Genomic DNA, 18,493 nt, shown 5'->3' with positions numbered 1-18,493 from the left:
AGCGTTCGAAATTTTGAGCACGCTCAGCTCAGGTGCGGGGGATGCTCTCGGAAACGATCACTTTTTGAAACCATCGAACCGTTGCAAGGGGTTACACCACCAACGTCAACCACGCCGACACCAGCAGCAACACCGCCATGATCCGGTTGAAGCGCCCCATCGCCACGGCGGAACGGCAGAACCTTGCGGCGCCCCGCCCCAAGTAAGCCCAGGCGGTCATGCATGGAATGGAAATCGCGAAAAAGGCCAGGGACAGCCAGAGCACCCGCACGGTACGGTCCGCCTCGGCACCGGCGAATACGCTGACCACCGCCAGCGCCATCATCCAGGTCTTTGGGTTTACCAGTTGCAAACCGGCCGCTCCCACCAGCCCAAGCCGTGGACCTTCCACCGGTCGATCCGGGTCGATGGCCTCGGCTGGTGCGCTGAAAATCTGCCAGGCCATCCAGCTCAGCCAGGCGATGCCGGCCCAGGACAGGACCGTTTGAATCGTCGCGTGCCGCGCCAGCACATCACCGAGCCCGGTGCCCACCAACAACACCAGCAGCGCCGCCGCCGCGCAGGCGCCGAGGATGATCGGCCATGTGGTCGCCAGGCCGTAGCGAGAGCTGTGGCTCAGCACCAGGATATTGGTCGGGCCCGGAGTGATGGAAGCGACAAAGGCAAACAAGGCAAACGGCAGCAACTGGTCCATGAAGCAATTTCTCGGTAGATGATCGTGAAGCTGATCATCCCGACGCGGCCGGGCTCAGTCTGGAACAATTGAGCAGCGTTTTCGATAATCCGCCGGGCTCAAGCGATAGGCGCGCTGGAACCAGCGGCCCAGGTGACTCTGATCGGCAAAGCCGAGCATGGCCGCCACGGTCGCGGCGCTTTCACCGCTGGCGAGCAAGCGTCGCGCCCGGGCCAGGCGCAGCTGGATCAGGTACGCATGGGGCGCCAGGCCGAAGGCGGCCTTGAACGCACGACTCAGGCGAAAACGATCCACGCCGGTGACGCGGGCCAGGTCGTCCAGGCCGATGTCTTCGCTCAAATGGCTGTGCAGGTAATCGCGGGCTTGCTGCGCGACCAGCGGCAGGCGCGGGTCGGGATTGATCCGTGCGCGCCAGTGCAGGTGTTGGGTCAGGTTCGACAGCAGCGTGTCGAGGGCGGTCTGGCGGACGATGAGAATTTCCTGCTCATGCAGGCTCTGGAAGGCCGTGGCCGTGGCCCATGCCAATCGTGCGTCATCGTTGAGGGTGGCGGCAAAGCCCAGCTGGGCATGGTCCGGGGCTTCTTCGAACAGTGAACGCAGCTCCCGCTCCAGCCATTGAGGTTCCAGATACAGGGTGCGATAGGTAAAGCCGTTTTCGTGGGGGGCATTGCCATCATGCAGCTCCCCCGGTTCCAGCAGGAACACCTTGCCTGGCGTGCTGTTGTATTGCTGTTGCCGGCAATGGAACTGCTGCACGCCCTGCTCCGTCACGCCCACCAGGTACGCATCGTGCCAGTGCGGATCGTAGGCATGGCCCTCGAAATGCGCGCGCACGGTCTCGATACCGGACGTGGCGTCCTGCTTGAGATCGATCCAATTGCGCGCTGTCATCGGCTGCCTCGCTTATGTCTCCGCTTGGGCAGATTAAACACTGTCGCCGGCTCAGTCTGGAAGATTTGTGCAGTTGTGCGGGAGCGATCCTGCTCGCTCCCAGCGGGAGATCCAGCCTTACGCGTCTGGCGTAATCAGCGGCAACACCGCCTCCACCGCCAACCGCGCCAGTTCCGCATCTTCCTCGGCCTTGACGCCGGATACCCCGATGGCGCCGATGCACTGGCCGTCGTGGCGGATCGTCACGCCCCCTTCGAGCATGCCCTGCAGATGCGGCGCGCTCAGGAAGGCGATACGACCACCGTTGATCATGTCTTCGAAGACCTTGCTGTCACGTCGGCCCATGGCGGCGGTGCGGGCTTTTTCGGTGGCAATGTAGGTCGATAATGGCGAGGCACCGTCCAGGCGCAACAGCCCCAGGGGATGCCCGCCGTCGTCCACCACGCAGACCGAAACGGCCCACTGGCGCTGGTGCGCCAGTTCCTTGGCCGCTACCAGAAGCTGAGCGACGTCCTGTTCCGTGAGTACCGCTTTGGTTTTCATGAATCACTCCATGCTATGCATCGTGAGGCCCGCCAGCCAACGCCGCGGGCCATGAACATGGCGAGGGTCATTCGCCATAGATATCGAAATCAAAGTACTTCTGGCGAATCCGGTCGTAGGTGCCATTGGCGCGGATAGTCGCCAACGCCTGGTTGAAACGGCTCGCCAACGGATCGTTATTGCGCACCGCGATACCAATGCCAGTTCCGAAGTATTGTTCTTCGACGAAGTTTGGGCCAACAAATTCGAAATCCTTGCCTTCGGGACGCTTGAGCAAGCTTTCGTCAATGGCCACCGAACTGGCCATGGTCGCGTCCAGGCGCCCGCCCAGCAGATCGAGAAAGACTTCGTTCTGCGAACCATAGCGGATCACCTCGGCGCCGACAGGGGCAAACTTCTCGGTGACGTAGCGATCGAAATTGGTCGCCCGCTGCACACCAATCCGCTTGCCCTTGAGCTGCGCCGGAATGTCAGTGATGCCACTGCCCTTGCGAAACACCAGGCGCGCCGGGATACGGTAGTAACGATTGGTAAAGTCCACCGATTGCATCCGTTCGGGCGTGATCGACATGGACGAAATCACCGCGTCGACTTTCTTCACCTTGAGCGCCGGGATCAAGCCGTCGAACTCCTGCTCTTTCCAGTCGCACCGAACCTTCATCTCGGCGCAGAGCGCTTGGCCAATGTCATAGTCAAAACCGACGATGGCGTTGTCCGGGGTTTTCGAGGCAAATGGCGGATAGGCCGCTTCGATGCCGATGCGCAACGAGGTTTCGGCGGCGTGCAGGTTGGCGCCGAAGGCCAGCAACGAGACGAAGCCCAGCTTGAGTGCAATGCGTTTAACGTTCATTCATCAGCTCCGGATGCGATGTTATTGATGTCGGACGCTCCAGGTGAAGTCGTCCGTTATGGCAGCAGCAAACGTGAACAAAGCGCGGGCGACAGCTCTGGCGGTCGTCTTGCCCGGTAACGGCACAGCAGCGGTCCGGCGGCGTTAAACCGCCGCGGTCACAATCAGTTCCAGCAGGATTTGCGGGTCGTCGAAGGCCACCTGCGCGGTGGCACGCGCCGGGGTGTGTTCGGCGTCGACCCAGTCGCTCCACAAGGCATTCATCGCCGCGAAATCCCGGCCCATGTCTTTCATCCAGATCTGCACGCTGAGCAGGCGACGCTTGTCGCTGCCCGATGCGGCAAGCAATTCATCGACCCGTTGCAGCACTTGGCGGGTCTGGCCCTGGATGTCCTGGCTGCAATCGGCCGCGACGATACCGCTGAGCCAGGCCACGCCGTTGTGCACGACGCTGCGGCTCAGGCGCGGGTTGCTTTCGATACGTTGGATGGTCATGACGGTTCCTCGACTGAGTGATGTTCACCGGCCAGTTGGGCCAGCGTGATGGGTTTGAGCGGTGAGCGAATGCGGTAATAGCCCACCTCGGCGGGCGGCACGCGGCGATGGGCAGCGATGATCTGGGTGACGGCCAAGCCGCATTGACGGCCCTGGCACGGGCCCATGCCGCAACGGCCGAACGCCTTGGTCTGGTTGGGGCCCAGACAGCCGAGGTCGACATAGCGGCGGATCTCGCCGGCTGTGACTTCTTCGCAGCGACAGACCATGACGTCGTCGTCGGGAATGCAGCCCTGCGTCGGGGGGCGATACAGTGCGTCGATCAGCGGTCGCGCGGCGCGGGCACGGCGCAAGGTTTTGTGAAGGGCACTCATCCGGTTGGCCTGGCCGGCAATCGCCAGGGCCGCCAGCCGGCCTTCCAATCGAGCCACCTGAGCGCCGCCGATGGCACCGCCGTCCCCGGCAATATAAATGCCCGGCGTACTGGTTTCGCCCGCGCCGTTGCGACGAGGGATCCAACACAGCTGCGACTCGCTCCAGTCATGTTCCAGGCGCAGCGACCAGCTGATTTGCGTGTGAGGCACCACGCCTTGATGCAGCAGGATCAACTCGGCAGGCACCCGGTGAGCGTGCCCGCCCGCGTCGAAAGCCAAGGCGCTGGCGCGGCCTTCGCCCTCGACCCGCAGGTTGCTGGCTCGGCGAAAATGACGGATGCCGGCACGCTGCAGCTCAGCCAGCAACGCGGCGCCTTTGAGCAAATCGCGCCAGCCGCGCAACGCCCCGGGAATCAAACGCCAGGCCCGCAGGAAGTCACGACGACTGCTGGTATCAACCAGCGCATCGATTGCGATGCCAGCGCGCAGGTACTGCACCGCCAGCAGATACAACAACGGGCCACAACCTGCCAGGACCACCGGACCCGCCGGCACCATCGCCGCGCTTTTGAGCAGGATCTGCCCGGCGCCGGCGGTCATGACACCGGGCAGGGTCCAGCCGGGAATCGGCATCGGACGTTCGAAGGCGCCGGTGGCGATCAGCAAATGTCGCCCCTGTATGACCCGTGCACGGCCTTCGATCAGGTAATGCACCTCACGTTGCGGCGTGACTTGCCAGATCGCCGCGTTGGGCAGGTAACGGGCGCCGCATTGCAGGAAATCTGCCGCCAGCGTCGCGCCAGCGCTGTAGTCATTGCCCAGCACCGCGCGGCTGCGGGCGTCGGCCTGAAGCACCTGGCGATAAATCTGCCCGCCAGGACTGGCCTGTTCATCCAGCACCACTACCGACAATCCATGGGCCCTGGCTTCGACGGCCGCGCTCATGCCGGCTGGTCCGGCACCGATGATGACCAGATCGATCTCGAGCTTATTCATCGGTCCCCTCCTCCTGCGCCAAGTTGACGGCACCCCGTTGGCGGCGCACACGCATGCCGGCGCGCACCGGCACCAGGCAAGACTGGACGTTGGCCTGGCCATCCACTTGCACCAGGCATTCGAAGCACACGCCCATCAGGCAATACGGCGCCGCGGGCCTACCGCTGACGGCGCTTTCACGGGTATGACGGATGCCACTGGCAAGCAGCGCCGCCGCCAGGGACACATCGCCTGGCACATTCATTGACTGGCCTTCAAACTCGATCAGCACGCTGTGTTGCGCGGCGGCCAAAGGCCGGAACAGGCGGTCAGCCGACATGACGCACCTCCATTGGCGAACTGAAGCGGTGCAGGCCGAACGGCTGTACGGCCGGATCATCGAATTCACCGGCGATCCACGGGGCCAGGCGCAAGGCATGGGCGGCCGCCAAGGTCACGCCGCTGTGGCAACTGACGACCGACAGGCCCGGGCAGCTTGAGGACGTTTCGTAGATCGGAAAGCCATCGGCGCTCATCACCCGCAGCGCACCCCAGGCCCGCACCAGCCGTACATCGCCCAACTGGGGAAAACACTGCACGGCGCGGCGTGCGATAGCGGCCATGACTTGGCTGCCGGTGCCGTCGTCGAAACCGGCGGATTCATGGGAGTCGCCCAACTGCACCGTGCCTTCGTCGGTCTGGCGTACGTAAGTGGTGGGGTAATGCAAAAAGGGCTTGAGTCGCTCGGTTACCAGGATCTGCCCACGGTTCGGCTGCACGGGCACGTCCAGGCCGACCATGGCACCCAGCGCGCGGTTGCCGAGGCCGGCGGCAAGAATGACCTGCCGGCCAAGCCAGCGCTGGTCCCCGGCGCGCACCTGGAAACCCTCGGCGTAAGGTTCGATTGCGTCGACGTGATAGCCGTTGAGCAAATTCACACCGCGCGCCCGACACGCTGCGTAGAGAGACCGTAACAGCTTGAGCGGATTGACGTGACCGTCCATGGGCGAAAAACATCCGCCCACCACTTCTGGACCGACGCCCGGCAGACGGCTGCGCAGTTGCGCCGCGTCCAGCAGCTCGTAGGGGTAATCACCTTCCAGGGCTTCGTGCAGCCAGGCCAGGCGAGCGGCTTCCTCGGCCATCTCCGCCTCGCTCAGGCACAGCTGGAAACCGCCCTGCTGGCGCAGATGAATATCAATGCCCGTATCGGCCTGCAACGCTGTGGCGAACCGCGGCCACAGCGTCACCGACTCGCGCGTCCATGTTGCATACGGGCTCATGCCGTAGCCCTTGCCCTGGACCCAGAGCAAGCCGAAGTTGCCCCGGGCGGCGCGAATCGCGTCGTCGCCCTCATCGAGCACGTTCACTTGGCGTCCTAGCAAGGCCAGGCCATAAGCGATGGACATGCCCACCAGGCCACCGCCGACAATGATCACATCAGCTTTTTGCATGAGCGCTCTTTTATCGTTTTGCCGGCAGGATTGTTCGCCAAGTAGGCGCACTGCGGCTCGATTTAGTTAATGCAGCCGATCCTAGGACGATGACTTACGCTTGAGAAATGCTTTATTTTGGTAAGTTCATGTCTTTTTGTTATGGGATTGAACGCGCTATGAACCTTCGTCAACTGGAAGCCTTTCGCGCAGTGATCCTTGGCCAGACGGTGACCCGTGCCGCTGAAATGCTGCACATCTCCCAGCCCGCCGCGACCCGGCTGATCGCCAGCCTGGAGGAAGACATCGGCTTCAGCTTGTTCGACCGCATCAAGGGCCGATTGCAGCCCACCGCCGAGGCCATGACCCTGTATCAGGAAGTGCAACGTTCGCTGCTGGGCGTGGAGCGTATCGCGCGCACCGCCCAGGACATTCGCAACCTCAAGCGGGGTTCGCTGCACATCGCTTGCGCGCCGGCCATGGGCTTGTCGTTCCTGCCACGGGCGATCGCCGCGTTCATGGCCGAGCATGACCAGGTGCAAATTTCATTGGTCGTGCATTCCTCGCGAGAAGTCGTGGATCTGGTGGTGGGCCAGCGCTGCGACCTGGGCCTGATCGTCTTGCCGAACACCTACCCAAGCCCCCGCGCCGAAAAGCTGCTGGCGACACGCATGCTCTGTGCCTTGCCCGCCGGCCATCGCTTGCAGGACCGCCAGACGATCAGGCCGGAAGACTTGCAAGGCGAGCGGTTCATTTCCTACCCGCAATCCATCGGCTCGCGCCAGCACATCGACGCGATCTTCGCCGCCCATGGCGTGGAGCGTGAGCTGCGCCTGGAAACCCAGCTGTCCCTGCCGATGTGCATGTTCGTTGAACAGGGCTTGGGCGTGGCCCTGGTGGACGCCATCAGCGCCGTTGAATACCAAGGCAACGGCATCGTCTTCCGCGCCTTCGAACCGGCGATTGAGATGGACTTCAGCATGCTGCTGCCGATCCACGGACCGCCGTCGAAACTGCAGGCGAGCTTTCTTGAGCACACCCAGCGATTCATCGAGGCGCAGGTACCGACGCAATACCGGTTCTAGGATGCCAATGGATCCATTGATGCGTACTACCCGTCTATTTTTCCCTCCAAAACGTTGACAAGCAAATTAGTTAAGAGAGTTAATGGATCCACAGATAAAAACAAAACCAGCCTGGAGATCCGTCTCATGTACCCAAAAAACACCTGGTACGTTGCCTGCACCCCCGATGAGATTGCCGATAAGCCACTGGGTCGGCAGATCTGCGGCGAGAAGATAGTCTTCTACCGAGGGCAGGAAGGCAAAGTTGCCGCTGTCGAAGACTTCTGCCCCCATCGGGGCGCCCCGCTCTCGCTGGGCTATGTAGAAAACGGCAATCTCGTCTGCGGCTACCATGGCCTGGTCATGGGGTGCGATGGCAAGACCGTCGAAATGCCCGGCCAGCGGGTACGTGGATTTCCTTGCAACAAGACCTTTGCCGTCGAGCAACGCCATGGGTTTATCTGGGTCTGGCCCGGTGAACAGGCGCTGGCGGACCCGTCGCTGATTCCTTATCTGGAATGGGCGGAAAGCGCTGAGTGGGCGTATGGCGGCGGCCTGTTCCATATCCACTGCGATTATCGCCTGATGATCGACAACCTGATGGACCTGACCCACGAGACCTATGTACACGCCTCGAGCATCGGCCAGAAGGAAATCGACGAGGCACCGCCGGTGACTACAGTGGAGGGTGATGAAGTGGTCACCGCCCGCCACATGGAAAACATCATGCCCCCGCCGTTCTGGCGCATGGCGCTGCGTGGCAACAACCTGGCCGACGATGTGCCGGTGGATCGCTGGCAGATCTGTCGCTTCACCCCGCCCAGCCATGTGCTGATCGAAGTCGGCGTGGCCCACACAGGCCATGGCGGTTATCACGCTGCGCCACAGTTCAAGGCATCCAGCATTGTGGTGGACTTCATCACGCCGGAAACCGAGACCTCCATCTGGTATTTCTGGGGCATGGCCCGGCACTTCCAGCCCCAGGACGACGCGTTGACCGCGAGCATTCGCGAAGGCCAGGGCAAGATTTTCAGCGAAGACCTGGAGATGCTCGAACGCCAGCAACGCAACCTGCTGGACCATCCGCAACGCAACTTGCTCAAGCTCAACATTGACGCCGGCGGCGTGCAGTCGCGTCGGGTCCTGGAACGCTGGATCGCCAGGGAGCGTGAGCAGCAGGCGGCGTTGATCGCCACGACGCAGCAGCCGCAACACGCGGAGCAACGGCCATGATCGAAGTCCAAGTCGCCGCACGGCGCGATGAAGCCCTCGACATCTGCAGCTACGAGCTGACGAGTATCGATGGTCAGCCACTTCCGCCTTTCAGGGCGGGTGCCCATATCGATGTGCATTTGCCCGATGGGCTGATCCGCCAATATTCGCTGTGCAACCACCCGGAGGAACGGCATCGCTACCTCATCGGCGTGCTCAAGGATCCCTCGTCACGTGGCGGTTCACGCGGTTTGCATGAACAGATCCAGCCAGGAACCCGATTGCTGATCAGCGAACCGCGCAACCTGTTCGCCCTCGCCCCGCAGGCCCGACGCAGCCTGCTGTTTGCTGGAGGCATCGGCATCACGCCGCTCCTGTGCATGGCCGAGCACCTGGCCCAAAGCGGCGCCGCGTTCGCGTTGCATTACTGCGCGCGGTCCAGGGAGCGCGCGGCTTTTGTCGAGCGCTTGCAGCAGTCGCCTTATGCCGACCGGGTGTTCCTGCACTTCGATGAACAGCCCACCACGGCACTGGATGCCGCGCGGGTATTGGCTTGCCCCGGCGACGACCTGCACCTCTATGTATGTGGTCCAGGTGGTTTCATGCAGCACGTCCTCGACACCGCCAAGGCCCAAGGCTGGCAAGAGCCCAACCTGCACCGGGAATACTTCGCCGCCGCGCCGACGGACACCTCGGCCGATGGCAGCTTCTCGGTGAAACTGGCTCGCAGCGGCCTCGTGTTCGAGGTGCCGGCGGACCGCAGCGTGGTGCAGGTGCTGGAAAGCCATGGCGTCGAGGTGCCGATCTCATGCGAGCAAGGCGTCTGCGGCACCTGCCTGACCCGCGTGCTGGAAGGCGTGCCGGAACACCGTGACATGTTCCTGACCGAGGCCGAGCAGGCGCTCAATGATCAATTCACGCCGTGCTGTTCGAGGTCGCGGACGCCGTTGTTGGTGCTGGATCTCTAAGCCCCACAATGGATACATCATTCTGACCGAAGGATCACCTTCATCCGCTCATCCGCCAACGCCGAGCCGAATACCTCGGCGTAACGCAACGTCGCGTTGGCATGCTCGCGCATGATCGCTTCGGCGCGGGCACCCTGGCGGCTGACGAGCGCGTCGAACACCGAGTGATGCTGCATGTGGGCGTAATTGAAGCGGCGGAACTCGCCGGCCATGTTCTGGCGATCCACCGCCAGGGCGGTCACTGAGGCGAATGGCAGGTGGTCATTGCGCGCCAGGGCATCGGCGATGGCCGGGTTGTGGCTGCCTGCGACGATGACTTGATGAAAACGCATGTTGAGGTCGTGATAGACCTCCAAGTCCTCTTCGGTCACATAGCCTTTTGCGAACAGTTCGTCGCCCTGTACCAGGCACCGTTCAAGCGTGCGACGGGCCTCGTCGGACAGACCGCGCTCGGCCGCTTGCCGGGCGGCGAGCCCTTCGAGCACGCCGCGCACTTCCACCGCTCCGGCGATTTCCTCGGCACTGACCGAACGTACCTGGAAGCCGCGCCCGCCAAAACGCACCAGCAACCCTTCCTGCTCCAGGGTGCGAAACGCCATGCGCACCGGCATCCGTGAGACGCCGAACAATTGCGCGGTGGGAACTTCCATCAGCCGCTCGCCCGCCGCCAGCTCGCCGGAGGCGATCATGCGACGCAATGCGACCAGGACCGTTTGGCCGGGCTTGCTCATCCAGGTGATTCCAGAGAAGAGAGAGCCGCCATAGTAATTGCAATCAATTGTGGGGGCGAGCGTACTCGCGCCCACAACGCGGCAGTGTCAGCCGACCGGTCCGGCGCGCAGGATCGTCGGGTCCTCGCCCCGGTACAGCGCCTCGACCTTCGCCGCGCGCCATTGCAACACCGCCCGCTGATTGATCGAGCCCTTGTCGGTGATTTCTCCTCGGTCGATGGACGCGGGTTCATCCAGCAGCGCGATCCATTCGACGCGACTGGCGTTGCCGTTGGCTTCGCGGTTCAGGCGGCGCAGCCAATCGGCGAACCACTGGCGCACCGGCGCGCTGGCCAGGACCTCGGCGTCACTGGCCTTCGGCCCCAGGCCCGACAGGCGCCGGCATTCGTGCAGGCGTGGCAGTACCAATGCGCCCAGGCACGGACGATCCGGTGCCGTCACCACCAGGTCTTGCACATAAGGCGTGCCTTCCAGCACCGCCCTGTTGCGCAGCGGCCCGACACTGACGAACACCCCGGAGGACAGTTTGAAATCCTCGGCAATCCGCCCATCGAACATCAGCCCCAGCTGTGGGTTGGCGGGGTCAGCGAGCTTGATGGCATCACCCGAGCAATAGAAGCCGTCCTGATCGAACACCTCGGCGGTCTGCTCGGGCGATCGCCAGTAGCCGGGCATGATGTGCGGCCCGCGAAAGCGTCCTTCGAACTTGCCGTCCACCGGCACCATCCTCACTTCGCAACCCGGCGCCGGCAAGCCGATGTAGCCAGCCATCGACAGTGGTCCGGTGGTGAAGGTGCAGGACGGCGATGCTTCGGTCATCCCCAGGCCGGCCATCATGCGGATTCGTTCGCCGCAATGCTGTTCGGCCACTTTGTCGAGTCGATCCCAGGTGCTTTGCGAAAGGCCCGCCGCGGCGAAGAAAAACAGGCTGATGCGTTTGAAGAAGCGCTCGCGCAACTCGGCATCCTGTTCCAAGGCGCTGACCAACTCTTCCCAGCCCTTGGGCACGGTCAGGTAGGCCGTCGGGGAAATTTCCTTGAGGTTGCGCAAGGTTTCAGCGAAGCCCTGGACGGTGGGCTTGCCATCGTCGAGATAGAACGTGCCACCGTTGTACAGCACGATACCGACGTTATGGCTGCCGCCGAACGTGTGATTCCACGGCAACCAGTCCACCAGCACCGGCGGCTCTTCGCCGAACACCGGAAAGGTCTGCAACAGCATCTGCTGGTTGGCGCAAAGCATGCGCTGAGTGGTGATTACCGCTTTGGGCAGTTTGGTGGAACCCGACGTGAACAGGAACTTGGCAATACTGTCCGGGCCGGTGGCGGCGAAGGCACGCTCGGCTTCGATGCCGCCCGGCTCTGCCAGCAGGCTGGCGAAGCTTGTCCGTCCGCGCCCCGCCATCTCGCCGCGCAGGGTGATCAATGGAATCTCCGCCCGCAACACGGCGTTGACCGCGCGCTCAAACGGCGCCGCGTCGCTGACGAACACCAGCCCCGGCTGCAGCACGTCGCAGACATGCCGCAGCTTGGCGAAATCCTGGGACAACAGCGAGTAGGCCGGCGAAACCGGGCAGTAAGGAATACCGGCGTACATGGCCCCCAACGCCATCTGCAGGTGCTCGATGTCGTTGCCCGACAGCAACGCCAAGGGTTTTTCCGCCGACAATCCATACGCCAGCAGGCCTTGGGCGATGGCTCGCACGCTGTCGAGCATTTGTGCATAGCTGACGTGACGCCACTCACCCTTGTCTTCGCGGGCGGCAATGAACGTCTGGTCTGGCCGTACCTGCGCCCAGTGCACCAGGCGATCGAGCAAACGCGCCGGCAGCGGAGCCAGCGGTTCCAGGGAGCGCATGTGCAGAACGCCCTGCTCTTCGCGCACTTCAACGGCTGGATGGCCGATCGACACCTGGCGATAACGCACAGGCTCGGGCCGGGAGGATGATCTGAACTCGGAACTCACGGTGCATCTCCTCCATCAAGGCACGCTCGGGTCGCGCAAAACGAGCCGAGCGTGGCAGCGTGTGGCTGCGGCCTTGGAATTTTTTGTTATGTCTGGCCTGCGGCGGGCGGCGGCTTTCAGGGCTCAGCCGCCCGTAGTGCCGTGGGTTTCAGATCGGATAATGTCGGGGGCCGTTCTGCATCGTCACCCAGCGCAACTGAGTGAAATGCTCGATGGACGCCTTGCCGCCGAAGCTGCCGTAACCGCTGGACTTGACCCCGCCGAAAGGCATTTGCGCCTCGTCGTGCACCGTCGGGCCATTGATGTGGCAGATGCCCGACTCGATCCGCTGGGCCAAGGCCAAGGCGCGACTGGTGTCGCGGCTAAAGATCGCCGCGGACAAGCCGAACTCGGAGTCGTTGGCCAGGCGCAGCAGCTCTTCATCACCCTCGCCGCGCAGCAACACCGCCACCGGTCCGAAGGACTCTTCGCGGTACAGGCGCATCTCGGCGGTGACGCCATCGAGCAAGGTCGGCTGCAGAATGCTGCCGTCCAACTGACCGCCCGCCAGCAGCTTCGCGCCTTTAGCCAGGGCATCGTCGATCAGCCCCTTGATGCGCTGCCCCGCGCTGGCGTCCACCAGCGAACCGAGCACCGAATCGCTCGCCGAAGGGTCGCCGGCGCGCAAGGTAGCGATCTTTGCGGTCAGTCGGCTGATAAAGGCATCGGCCACGCGGGCGTCGACGATCAGCCGCTCGGTGGACATGCAAATCTGGCCCTGGTTGAAGTAGGCGCCGAAGGCGGCCGCTTCCACCGCTGCGTCCAGATCGGCGTCGTCCAGCACCAGCAGCGGCGCCTTGCCGCCCAGTTCCAGCAGTGCCGGCTTGAGGTGGCGCGCCGACAGTTCGCCAACGATGCGTCCGACATGAGTCGAGCCGGTGAAGTTGACCCGGCGCACCGCCGGGTTGGCGATCAGGCGCTCGACGATGGCCGGCGCATCCGCCGGCGCGTTGCAGATGACGTTGACCACACCGTCACCCAAACCTGCGTCTTGCAGCACCTGGCCGATCAGCCGATGCACCGCCGGGCTGATTTCCGAGGCCTTGAGCACCACGGTGTTGCCGCAAGCCAAGGGCATGGCAATGGCGCGGGTGGCGAGAATCACCGGGGCGTTCCATGGCGCAATGCCCAGCACCACGCCGCAGGGCTGACGCAAGGCCATGGCGAAACTGCCGGGCACGTCCGAAGGAATAATTTCGCCATTGATCTGGGTGGTCATGGAGGCTGCTTCGCGCAGCATGTTTGCCGCCAGGTGCACGTTGAAACCGTACCAATTGGCCATGGCACCGGTCTCGCCGGCGGCGGCAATGAATTCGCCGCTGCGGGCCTGCAACTGCTCGGCCGCGCGGAGCAAGCGGGTGCGACGTTCGTTGGGCGCAAGCGCCGCCCAGGCGGGAAACGCCGCTTGCGCAGCCGCCACGGCGGCGTCGGCGTCTTCCAACGTGGCGGCGGCCACGCGAGACACCACTTCACCGCTCACCGGGTTGCAGCGCTCGAAGGTCCGGCCGTCACGGGCGGGACACGACTGGCCGCCAATCAACAGGGGCACGTCCAGCATGGTGATTCCTCTTTTTTGTCTTTATCGGGAACACGTTCACAGTAGCGCCGAGGGCCTTGGACGAACAGCCCGCGGGCGCACGATGGCGCCCGCCGCGCGGATGTCTCAGCGCTTGTAGGCTTGCAGGCCCGGCTTGATGCTCTTCTCGTCGAGGAACTGTTTCATGCCCTGCTCGCGACCACCTTCAGTGTCGAGCAAGCGCGACTGGTCCAGCTTGGCGTAGAGGTAATCCTCGTTTTGCTCCCAGGTCAGTTCGCGGCAGCGCTTGAAGCCATGCTTGGCCGCGCGCAGCACCACGGGGTTTTTCTCCAAGAGGTTGCGCGCCAGCTCAATGGTGACTTCGCGCAACTGCGCCAACGGCACGCTTTCGTTGACCAGGCCCATTTCGGCGGCTTTCTGCCCGCCAAACGTCTTGCCGGTCATGATGTAGTACAGCGACTGGCGATGCCCCACGGTGTCGGCCATCGCCTTGCTGACCAGGTTGCCGGGCGGAATGCCCCAGTTGATTTCCGACAGGCCGAACGTCGCCTCGTCGGCGCAGATCGCCAGGTCGCACGCCACCAGCGGACTGAAACCGCCGCCGAAGCACCAACCGTTGACCATCGCGATGGTGGGCTTGGCGTACATGCGCAGGAGTTTCCACTGCCATTGCGAGGCTTCGCGACGGATCTTCTCCTGAAGGATTTCCGGCCCGGCGTCCACTTCGCGGAAATATTCCTTGAGGTCCATGCCGGCGGTCCACGCTTCACCAGCGCCAGTCAGCACCAGCACGCCAGCGGCCGGGTCCTGTTCCAGGGTCTCCAGCACATCGATCATCTCGCGGTTGAGGGTCGGGCTCATGGCATTGCGTTTTTCCGGGCGATTGAGGATGACCCAGGCGATGCCCTCCTCGATCTCGACCTTGACGGTTGTCCAGCGACCTTCGTAATTGCTCATGGCGCGTGCTCTCTTGTTCTTGGCTGAAGATGAACAAAAACTAACCTTGAATATTAGTTATGTCAATTAACTATTAATCGATTTACCTGTAATTTTTGGTCCGATTGAATGAACCCGCGAATCAGAAAAAATCCATACGACCGTAGCCACCGCGCGGCAACCTCGGCAAACTGGATAGCCTTGTTAATCACTGACCTTGAGGATGCACCTTTCGATGGCCAAGTCTTCCAAGCTTGCCGAACCCGCTGCCGAGCCCCTGGCCGACAGTACCGACACGCAGGCGCCGATGGACTCCGCGCTGGATGACCTGATTGGTTATGCCCTGCGCCGCGCCCAGTTGAAATTGTTCCAGAACCTGATCGGCCGGCTCGCAGTCCACGACCTGCGACCCGCGCAGTTCTCGGCCCTGGCGATCATCGACCAGAACCCCGGCTTGATGCAGGCGGACCTGGCCAAGGCATTGGCCATCGAGCCGCCGCAAGTGGTGCCGCTGTTGAATAAACTCGAAAGCCGCGCCTTGGCCGTGCGGGTGCGCTGCAAGCCGGACAAGCGCTCCTACGGGATTTTCCTGAGCAAGACCGGCGAAACGCTGCTCAAGGAGCTCAAGCAGATCGCCGCCCAGAGTGACCTCGATTCCACCGCTGCGCTCAACGGTACCGAGCGGGAAGAGCTGCTGCGGTTGTTGAAGAAGGTTTACCAGCAATAGAAAAGCCGGTTCCCCTGTGGCGAGGGGATTTATCCCCGCTGGGCTGCGCAGCGGCCCCTGCCCCAGACGCCTCGGTCAACCAGCCATACCGCGGCGGCAGTTGAATAGGACTGCTGCGCAGTCCAGCGGGGATAAATCCCCTCGCCACAAGAGTTCTTTCACAGGAAGTCTTCCCCAAGTCACCAAATCGGCACGCTGTACGTCACCAGGAAACGGGTCTGATTCTCGTCGCGAAACGCCGCCGTGCCCGGAAAGTCGTTGCGATAGATCGACTTGCGCGCCAGCAATCCGACATTTTTCAGCGGACCACTCTGAATCACATAGCCCAGTTCCATCTGGAATTCGCGCTCCTTGCGATCCTCGGCATTGAGGGCCGCCAGCTCAATATGATCGCCACGCACGTAGCGCAACCGGGTTCGCAGGCCAGGCACGCCGACGGCGGCGAAATCGTAGTCGTGAATCGCCTGCCAGGTACGCTCCTTGGCGTTGAGGAAGTCCGAACTCATGGTCATCTCGCTCAAGCCCATCAACTCGGTGCCAGACACGTAAGGCGTCGCCGTGTCGCCGCTGGAGTGCATATAACCCAGGCTGACGCGATGCCCGCCGAAGCGATAGCCGACCAAGGCCGAAACGTTGCGGTTATCCACCTTGCCGGCCTTGGCGGCGCCCTCTTCGTCGCTGAAAAAACTGCGCAAGTCAGTGGTCAGCACGCCATCGCCGAGGGGCAGGTTGTGCAGCAACGCGAGAGTGTTCTGCTGGTACAAGTCCGCCACTTCGGCGTGGTAGGCGCGCAGGCTGAGGTCTTTGTTGACCTGATAATCGCCGCCGGCATAAGCCATGTGAGACGAGGTTGCCGAGCCGTTGAAACGGCGATTGGGCGAGGCGATGGTCATCGGCTGGTAATCGGTGGAATCGCGCCGGGCGATGCGATCGATGTAGCCGGTATTCAGCGTCAAACCGTCAATGTCCTTGGAACTGAGTGTCGTCCCACGAAACGTCTGGGGCAGCAACCGAGACGGGCTGGCGAAGGCAAACGGCAGGAAAATCGACACGTCGCCGGTCTTCACGGTTGTTTGCCCGAAACGCAGCTTGCCGGTCAGGCCCAAGCGGGAATATTCATCCGCCGCGCGCTTGTCGCTGCTGGACACGGGCAACAGTTCGGTGCCGCTGCGATCCGGTGACGAATCGAGCTTGATCCCCAGCAATCCTCTCACGTCCAGGCCAAACCCGACCGTCCCCGGAGTGAACCCCGACTCCACGTTCATGAAGACCCCCTGGGCCCATTCCCGCGCGGCAGTCTTGGCGCCGTCGTCCTTGTAGTCGCGATCCATGTAGTAATTGCGCAGGGTCAGCGTGCCGTGGCTATCGTCGATGAAGCCTTCGGCCTGCGACACGCTGCAGAAAAGGCCCAGCCCGGCGCCGGCCAACCAATGAATGAGGGGTGAAACTGAGCCCGCCCCATGGGCGTCCCTTATGAGATCTGGCATGTTCGATGTCCGCTTCTTGTTGTTGTTTTCGATCGAGGCAGCCCCGGATGTTGGGGCGGTGCGGACAGAGAATGGAAACGGCGCGGGTGCTTCGTCAATCCGAAGTGACCGATAATCGAACATTAATATCGTTAACTAAAATCCCCGCTGGCTACCCTGCCTGCGTCAATTTATTGATTTGAAATAGAAAACAGGCGTTTTTGCCTGTTGGTTTCGTGCGATTCATTTTTTAGTTAGCTTTGTTAATCTAATCCTGCGCTGCCGGTTTCCTGTCAAACCGCAGCCCCGACAACAACAATAAGAGGATTTGCCATGAACCGTCCGCCGCGTCGTGCGACGTTGACCATCGCTTTGTGTTTCATCGTCGCGTTGATCGAAGGGTTTGATCTTCAGTCCGCCGGCACCGCCGCTGCCGGCTTGCGCCAGACGTTTACCCTGGACCCGAAAATGATGGGCTGGGTCTTTAGCGCCGGCATCATCGGCCTGCTACCGGGTGCGTTCTTCGGCGGCTGGATCGCCGATCGCATCGGACGCAAGAAAATCCTCGTCGCCGCGGTCCTGCTGTTCGGTGTGTTCTCCCTCGGCACCGCTTATGTCGAACAGTATTCCACCCTGCTGTTGGTGCGTTTCATGACCGGCCTCGGCCTCGGAGCCGCCCTGCCTAACCTCATCGCCTTGTGCGCCGAGGCGGTGGGCGAACAACGACGCGGCACGGCCATCAGCGTGATGTATGCCGGCGTTCCGCTTGGTGGCGCGCTGGCGGCGGTGGTCGCGATGACGTTCGGCGAGCACTGGCAGATGACCTTCTTGATCGGCGGCCTGGCGCCCTTGCTGGTGGTGCCGATGATGGTGCTGTGGCTACCGGAGTCCAGCGCGTTCAAGCAGGTCCGGGACGCTGGCGGCGAAGTCCGCGGTTCTGTTGGCCAGGCGCTATTCGGCGAAGGGCGAGGCCTCACTACCCTGGGCCTCTGGCTGAGCTATTTCTTCACCCTGACGGTCATGTACATGTTGCTTAACTGGCTGCCTTCCCTGCTGTTGGAACAGGGCTTCAGCAAACCCCAGGCCGGCTTGGTGCAGATGCTGTTCAACATCGGCGGCACCCTCGGTTCGCTGGTCGGCGGGCTGTTGCTGGACCGCTGCAATGGCAGCAAGGTGGTGGTGTTCGTTTACGCCGGCCTGCTGAGCGCCCTGGCCGGGGTCGGGGTGTCAGTCGGCATCGTGCCGATGGCTATTGCCGGGTTTGCCGCTGGGTTGTTCGTCATGGCAGCGCAACTGGTGCTCTACGCCTTGGCACCGCCCTCCTACCCGACCGTCGTTCGCGCGACAGGTGTCGGTGCCGCGGTGGCCATCGGACGCCTGGGCTCGGTGGCCGGGCCTTTGGCGGCCGGGCAGATCCTTGCGGCTGGGGGTGGTACTACCGCCGTGTTGCTCGCGACTTCGCCCGGGTTGGTGATTGCTACGGTGGCCATTCTTGGCGTGATTCGGCGTTCGACTGGGTCGCGGTTGGCGGGTTCTGGGGCTGTTGCTGGGAGCTCCTGATTCTGATTTTCAAGGCTGATAATACATACCGAT

At 62.7% G+C, this 18,493-nt stretch carries 18 protein-coding genes; 5 read left to right on the top strand and 13 right to left on the bottom strand.

The genetic code is table 11. The annotated features are described in order from the left end of the window. Positions 1-91: 91 nt before the first annotated feature. The 8 genes from HU742_RS12405 to HU742_RS12370 all read right to left on the bottom strand — a co-directional run bounded on the left by HU742_RS12405 (position 92) and on the right by HU742_RS12370 (position 6,276). Positions 92-694 (bottom strand): LysE family translocator, encoded by a 603-nt coding sequence (locus HU742_RS12405; RefSeq protein WP_186632282.1) that lies wholly within the window; start codon positions 692-694, stop codon positions 92-94. Between the two features lie 54 nt (positions 695-748). Next, positions 749-1,585 (bottom strand): AraC family transcriptional regulator, encoded by an 837-nt coding sequence (locus tag HU742_RS12400; RefSeq protein WP_186642684.1) that lies wholly within the window; start codon positions 1,583-1,585, stop codon positions 749-751. 117 nt (positions 1,586-1,702) lie between these two features. Next, entirely contained in the window at positions 1,703-2,128 is a 426-nt protein-coding gene (locus tag HU742_RS12395) for a GlcG/HbpS family heme-binding protein (RefSeq protein ID WP_186632276.1), read from the bottom strand. A gap of 67 nt (positions 2,129-2,195) precedes the next feature. Then, positions 2,196-2,978, bottom strand: coding sequence for an ABC transporter substrate-binding protein (locus HU742_RS12390; protein ID WP_186642683.1), 783 nt, complete (start codon positions 2,976-2,978; stop codon positions 2,196-2,198). Positions 2,979-3,122: 144 nt separating this feature from the next. Beyond that, a complete protein-coding gene (locus tag HU742_RS12385) occupies positions 3,123-3,473 on the bottom strand; it encodes a RidA family protein (RefSeq protein ID WP_186642682.1) in 351 nt (116 codons plus the stop codon). Continuing rightward, a complete protein-coding gene (locus HU742_RS12380; RefSeq protein ID WP_186642681.1) occupies positions 3,470-4,843 on the bottom strand; it encodes an FAD/NAD(P)-dependent oxidoreductase in 1,374 nt (457 codons plus the stop codon). The genes HU742_RS12385 and HU742_RS12380 overlap by 4 nt, the downstream gene beginning before the upstream one ends. Continuing rightward, positions 4,836-5,162 carry a (2Fe-2S)-binding protein gene (locus HU742_RS12375; RefSeq protein ID WP_186642680.1) on the bottom strand — a complete coding sequence of 109 codons (327 nt, stop codon included), beginning with the start codon at positions 5,160-5,162 and terminating at the stop codon, positions 4,836-4,838. Before HU742_RS12375 ends, HU742_RS12380 begins: the two co-directional genes overlap by 8 nt. Continuing rightward, positions 5,152-6,276, bottom strand: a complete 1,125-nt coding sequence (locus HU742_RS12370; RefSeq protein ID WP_186642679.1) for an NAD(P)/FAD-dependent oxidoreductase — start codon at positions 6,274-6,276, stop codon at positions 5,152-5,154. Before HU742_RS12370 ends, HU742_RS12375 begins: the two co-directional genes overlap by 11 nt. 158 nt (positions 6,277-6,434) lie before the next feature. Here HU742_RS12370 and HU742_RS12365 point away from each other — a divergent pair, with 158 nt between their 5' ends. The 3 genes from HU742_RS12365 (at position 6,435) to HU742_RS12355 (ending at position 9,499) form a co-directional block, all read left to right on the top strand. Then, a complete protein-coding gene (locus HU742_RS12365; protein ID WP_186642678.1) occupies positions 6,435-7,340 on the top strand; it encodes a LysR substrate-binding domain-containing protein in 906 nt (301 codons plus the stop codon). A 126-nt stretch (positions 7,341-7,466) separates the two neighbouring features. Further along, entirely contained in the window at positions 7,467-8,552 is a 1,086-nt protein-coding gene (locus HU742_RS12360) for a Rieske 2Fe-2S domain-containing protein (RefSeq protein WP_186642677.1), read from the top strand. Further along, positions 8,549-9,499, top strand: coding sequence for a PDR/VanB family oxidoreductase (locus HU742_RS12355; protein ID WP_186642676.1), 951 nt, complete (start codon positions 8,549-8,551; stop codon positions 9,497-9,499). The genes HU742_RS12360 and HU742_RS12355 overlap by 4 nt, the downstream gene beginning before the upstream one ends. 17 nt (positions 9,500-9,516) lie before the next feature. Here HU742_RS12355 and HU742_RS12350 read toward each other — a convergent pair whose 3' ends face one another. The 4 genes from HU742_RS12350 to HU742_RS12335 form a co-directional block, all read right to left on the bottom strand. Beyond that, positions 9,517-10,230: a GntR family transcriptional regulator gene (locus tag HU742_RS12350; protein WP_186642675.1), complete on the bottom strand. Its 714-nt coding sequence runs from the start codon at positions 10,228-10,230 to the stop codon at positions 9,517-9,519. A gap of 87 nt (positions 10,231-10,317) precedes the next feature. Beyond that, the gene (locus tag HU742_RS12345) at positions 10,318-12,195 is read right to left on the bottom strand and encodes a feruloyl-CoA synthase (protein WP_186642674.1); all 1,878 of its coding nucleotides are present in this window, start codon (positions 12,193-12,195) and stop codon (positions 10,318-10,320) included. Between the two features lie 148 nt (positions 12,196-12,343). Then, positions 12,344-13,792 carry an aldehyde dehydrogenase gene (locus HU742_RS12340; protein ID WP_186632248.1) on the bottom strand — a complete coding sequence of 483 codons (1,449 nt, stop codon included), beginning with the start codon at positions 13,790-13,792 and terminating at the stop codon, positions 12,344-12,346. A gap of 105 nt (positions 13,793-13,897) precedes the next feature. Further along, positions 13,898-14,728 carry a p-hydroxycinnamoyl CoA hydratase/lyase gene (locus tag HU742_RS12335; RefSeq protein ID WP_060839785.1) on the bottom strand — a complete coding sequence of 277 codons (831 nt, stop codon included), beginning with the start codon at positions 14,726-14,728 and terminating at the stop codon, positions 13,898-13,900. Positions 14,729-14,942: 214 nt separating this feature from the next. Between HU742_RS12335 and HU742_RS12330 the strand changes: the two genes are divergently transcribed. Beyond that, a complete protein-coding gene (locus tag HU742_RS12330; RefSeq protein WP_186642673.1) occupies positions 14,943-15,434 on the top strand; it encodes a MarR family winged helix-turn-helix transcriptional regulator in 492 nt (163 codons plus the stop codon). Between the two features lie 179 nt (positions 15,435-15,613). Here HU742_RS12330 and HU742_RS12325 read toward each other — a convergent pair whose 3' ends face one another. Then, a complete protein-coding gene (locus HU742_RS12325; protein ID WP_186632242.1) occupies positions 15,614-16,921 on the bottom strand; it encodes an OprD family porin in 1,308 nt (435 codons plus the stop codon). Positions 16,922-17,233: 312 nt separating this feature from the next. Here HU742_RS12325 and mhpT point away from each other — a divergent pair, with 312 nt between their 5' ends. Beyond that, positions 17,234-18,460, top strand: coding sequence for a 3-(3-hydroxy-phenyl)propionate transporter MhpT (gene mhpT / locus HU742_RS12320; RefSeq protein ID WP_186642672.1), 1,227 nt, complete (start codon positions 17,234-17,236; stop codon positions 18,458-18,460). Positions 18,461-18,493 lie beyond the last annotated feature (33 nt).

This window comes from Pseudomonas marvdashtae (genome assembly GCF_014268655.2).
Lineage (GTDB): Bacteria > Pseudomonadota > Gammaproteobacteria > Pseudomonadales > Pseudomonadaceae > Aquipseudomonas > Aquipseudomonas marvdashtae.
The sequence above is the reverse complement of the archived record's forward strand: the minus strand, read 5'-3'. Positions and strand labels throughout refer to the sequence as shown.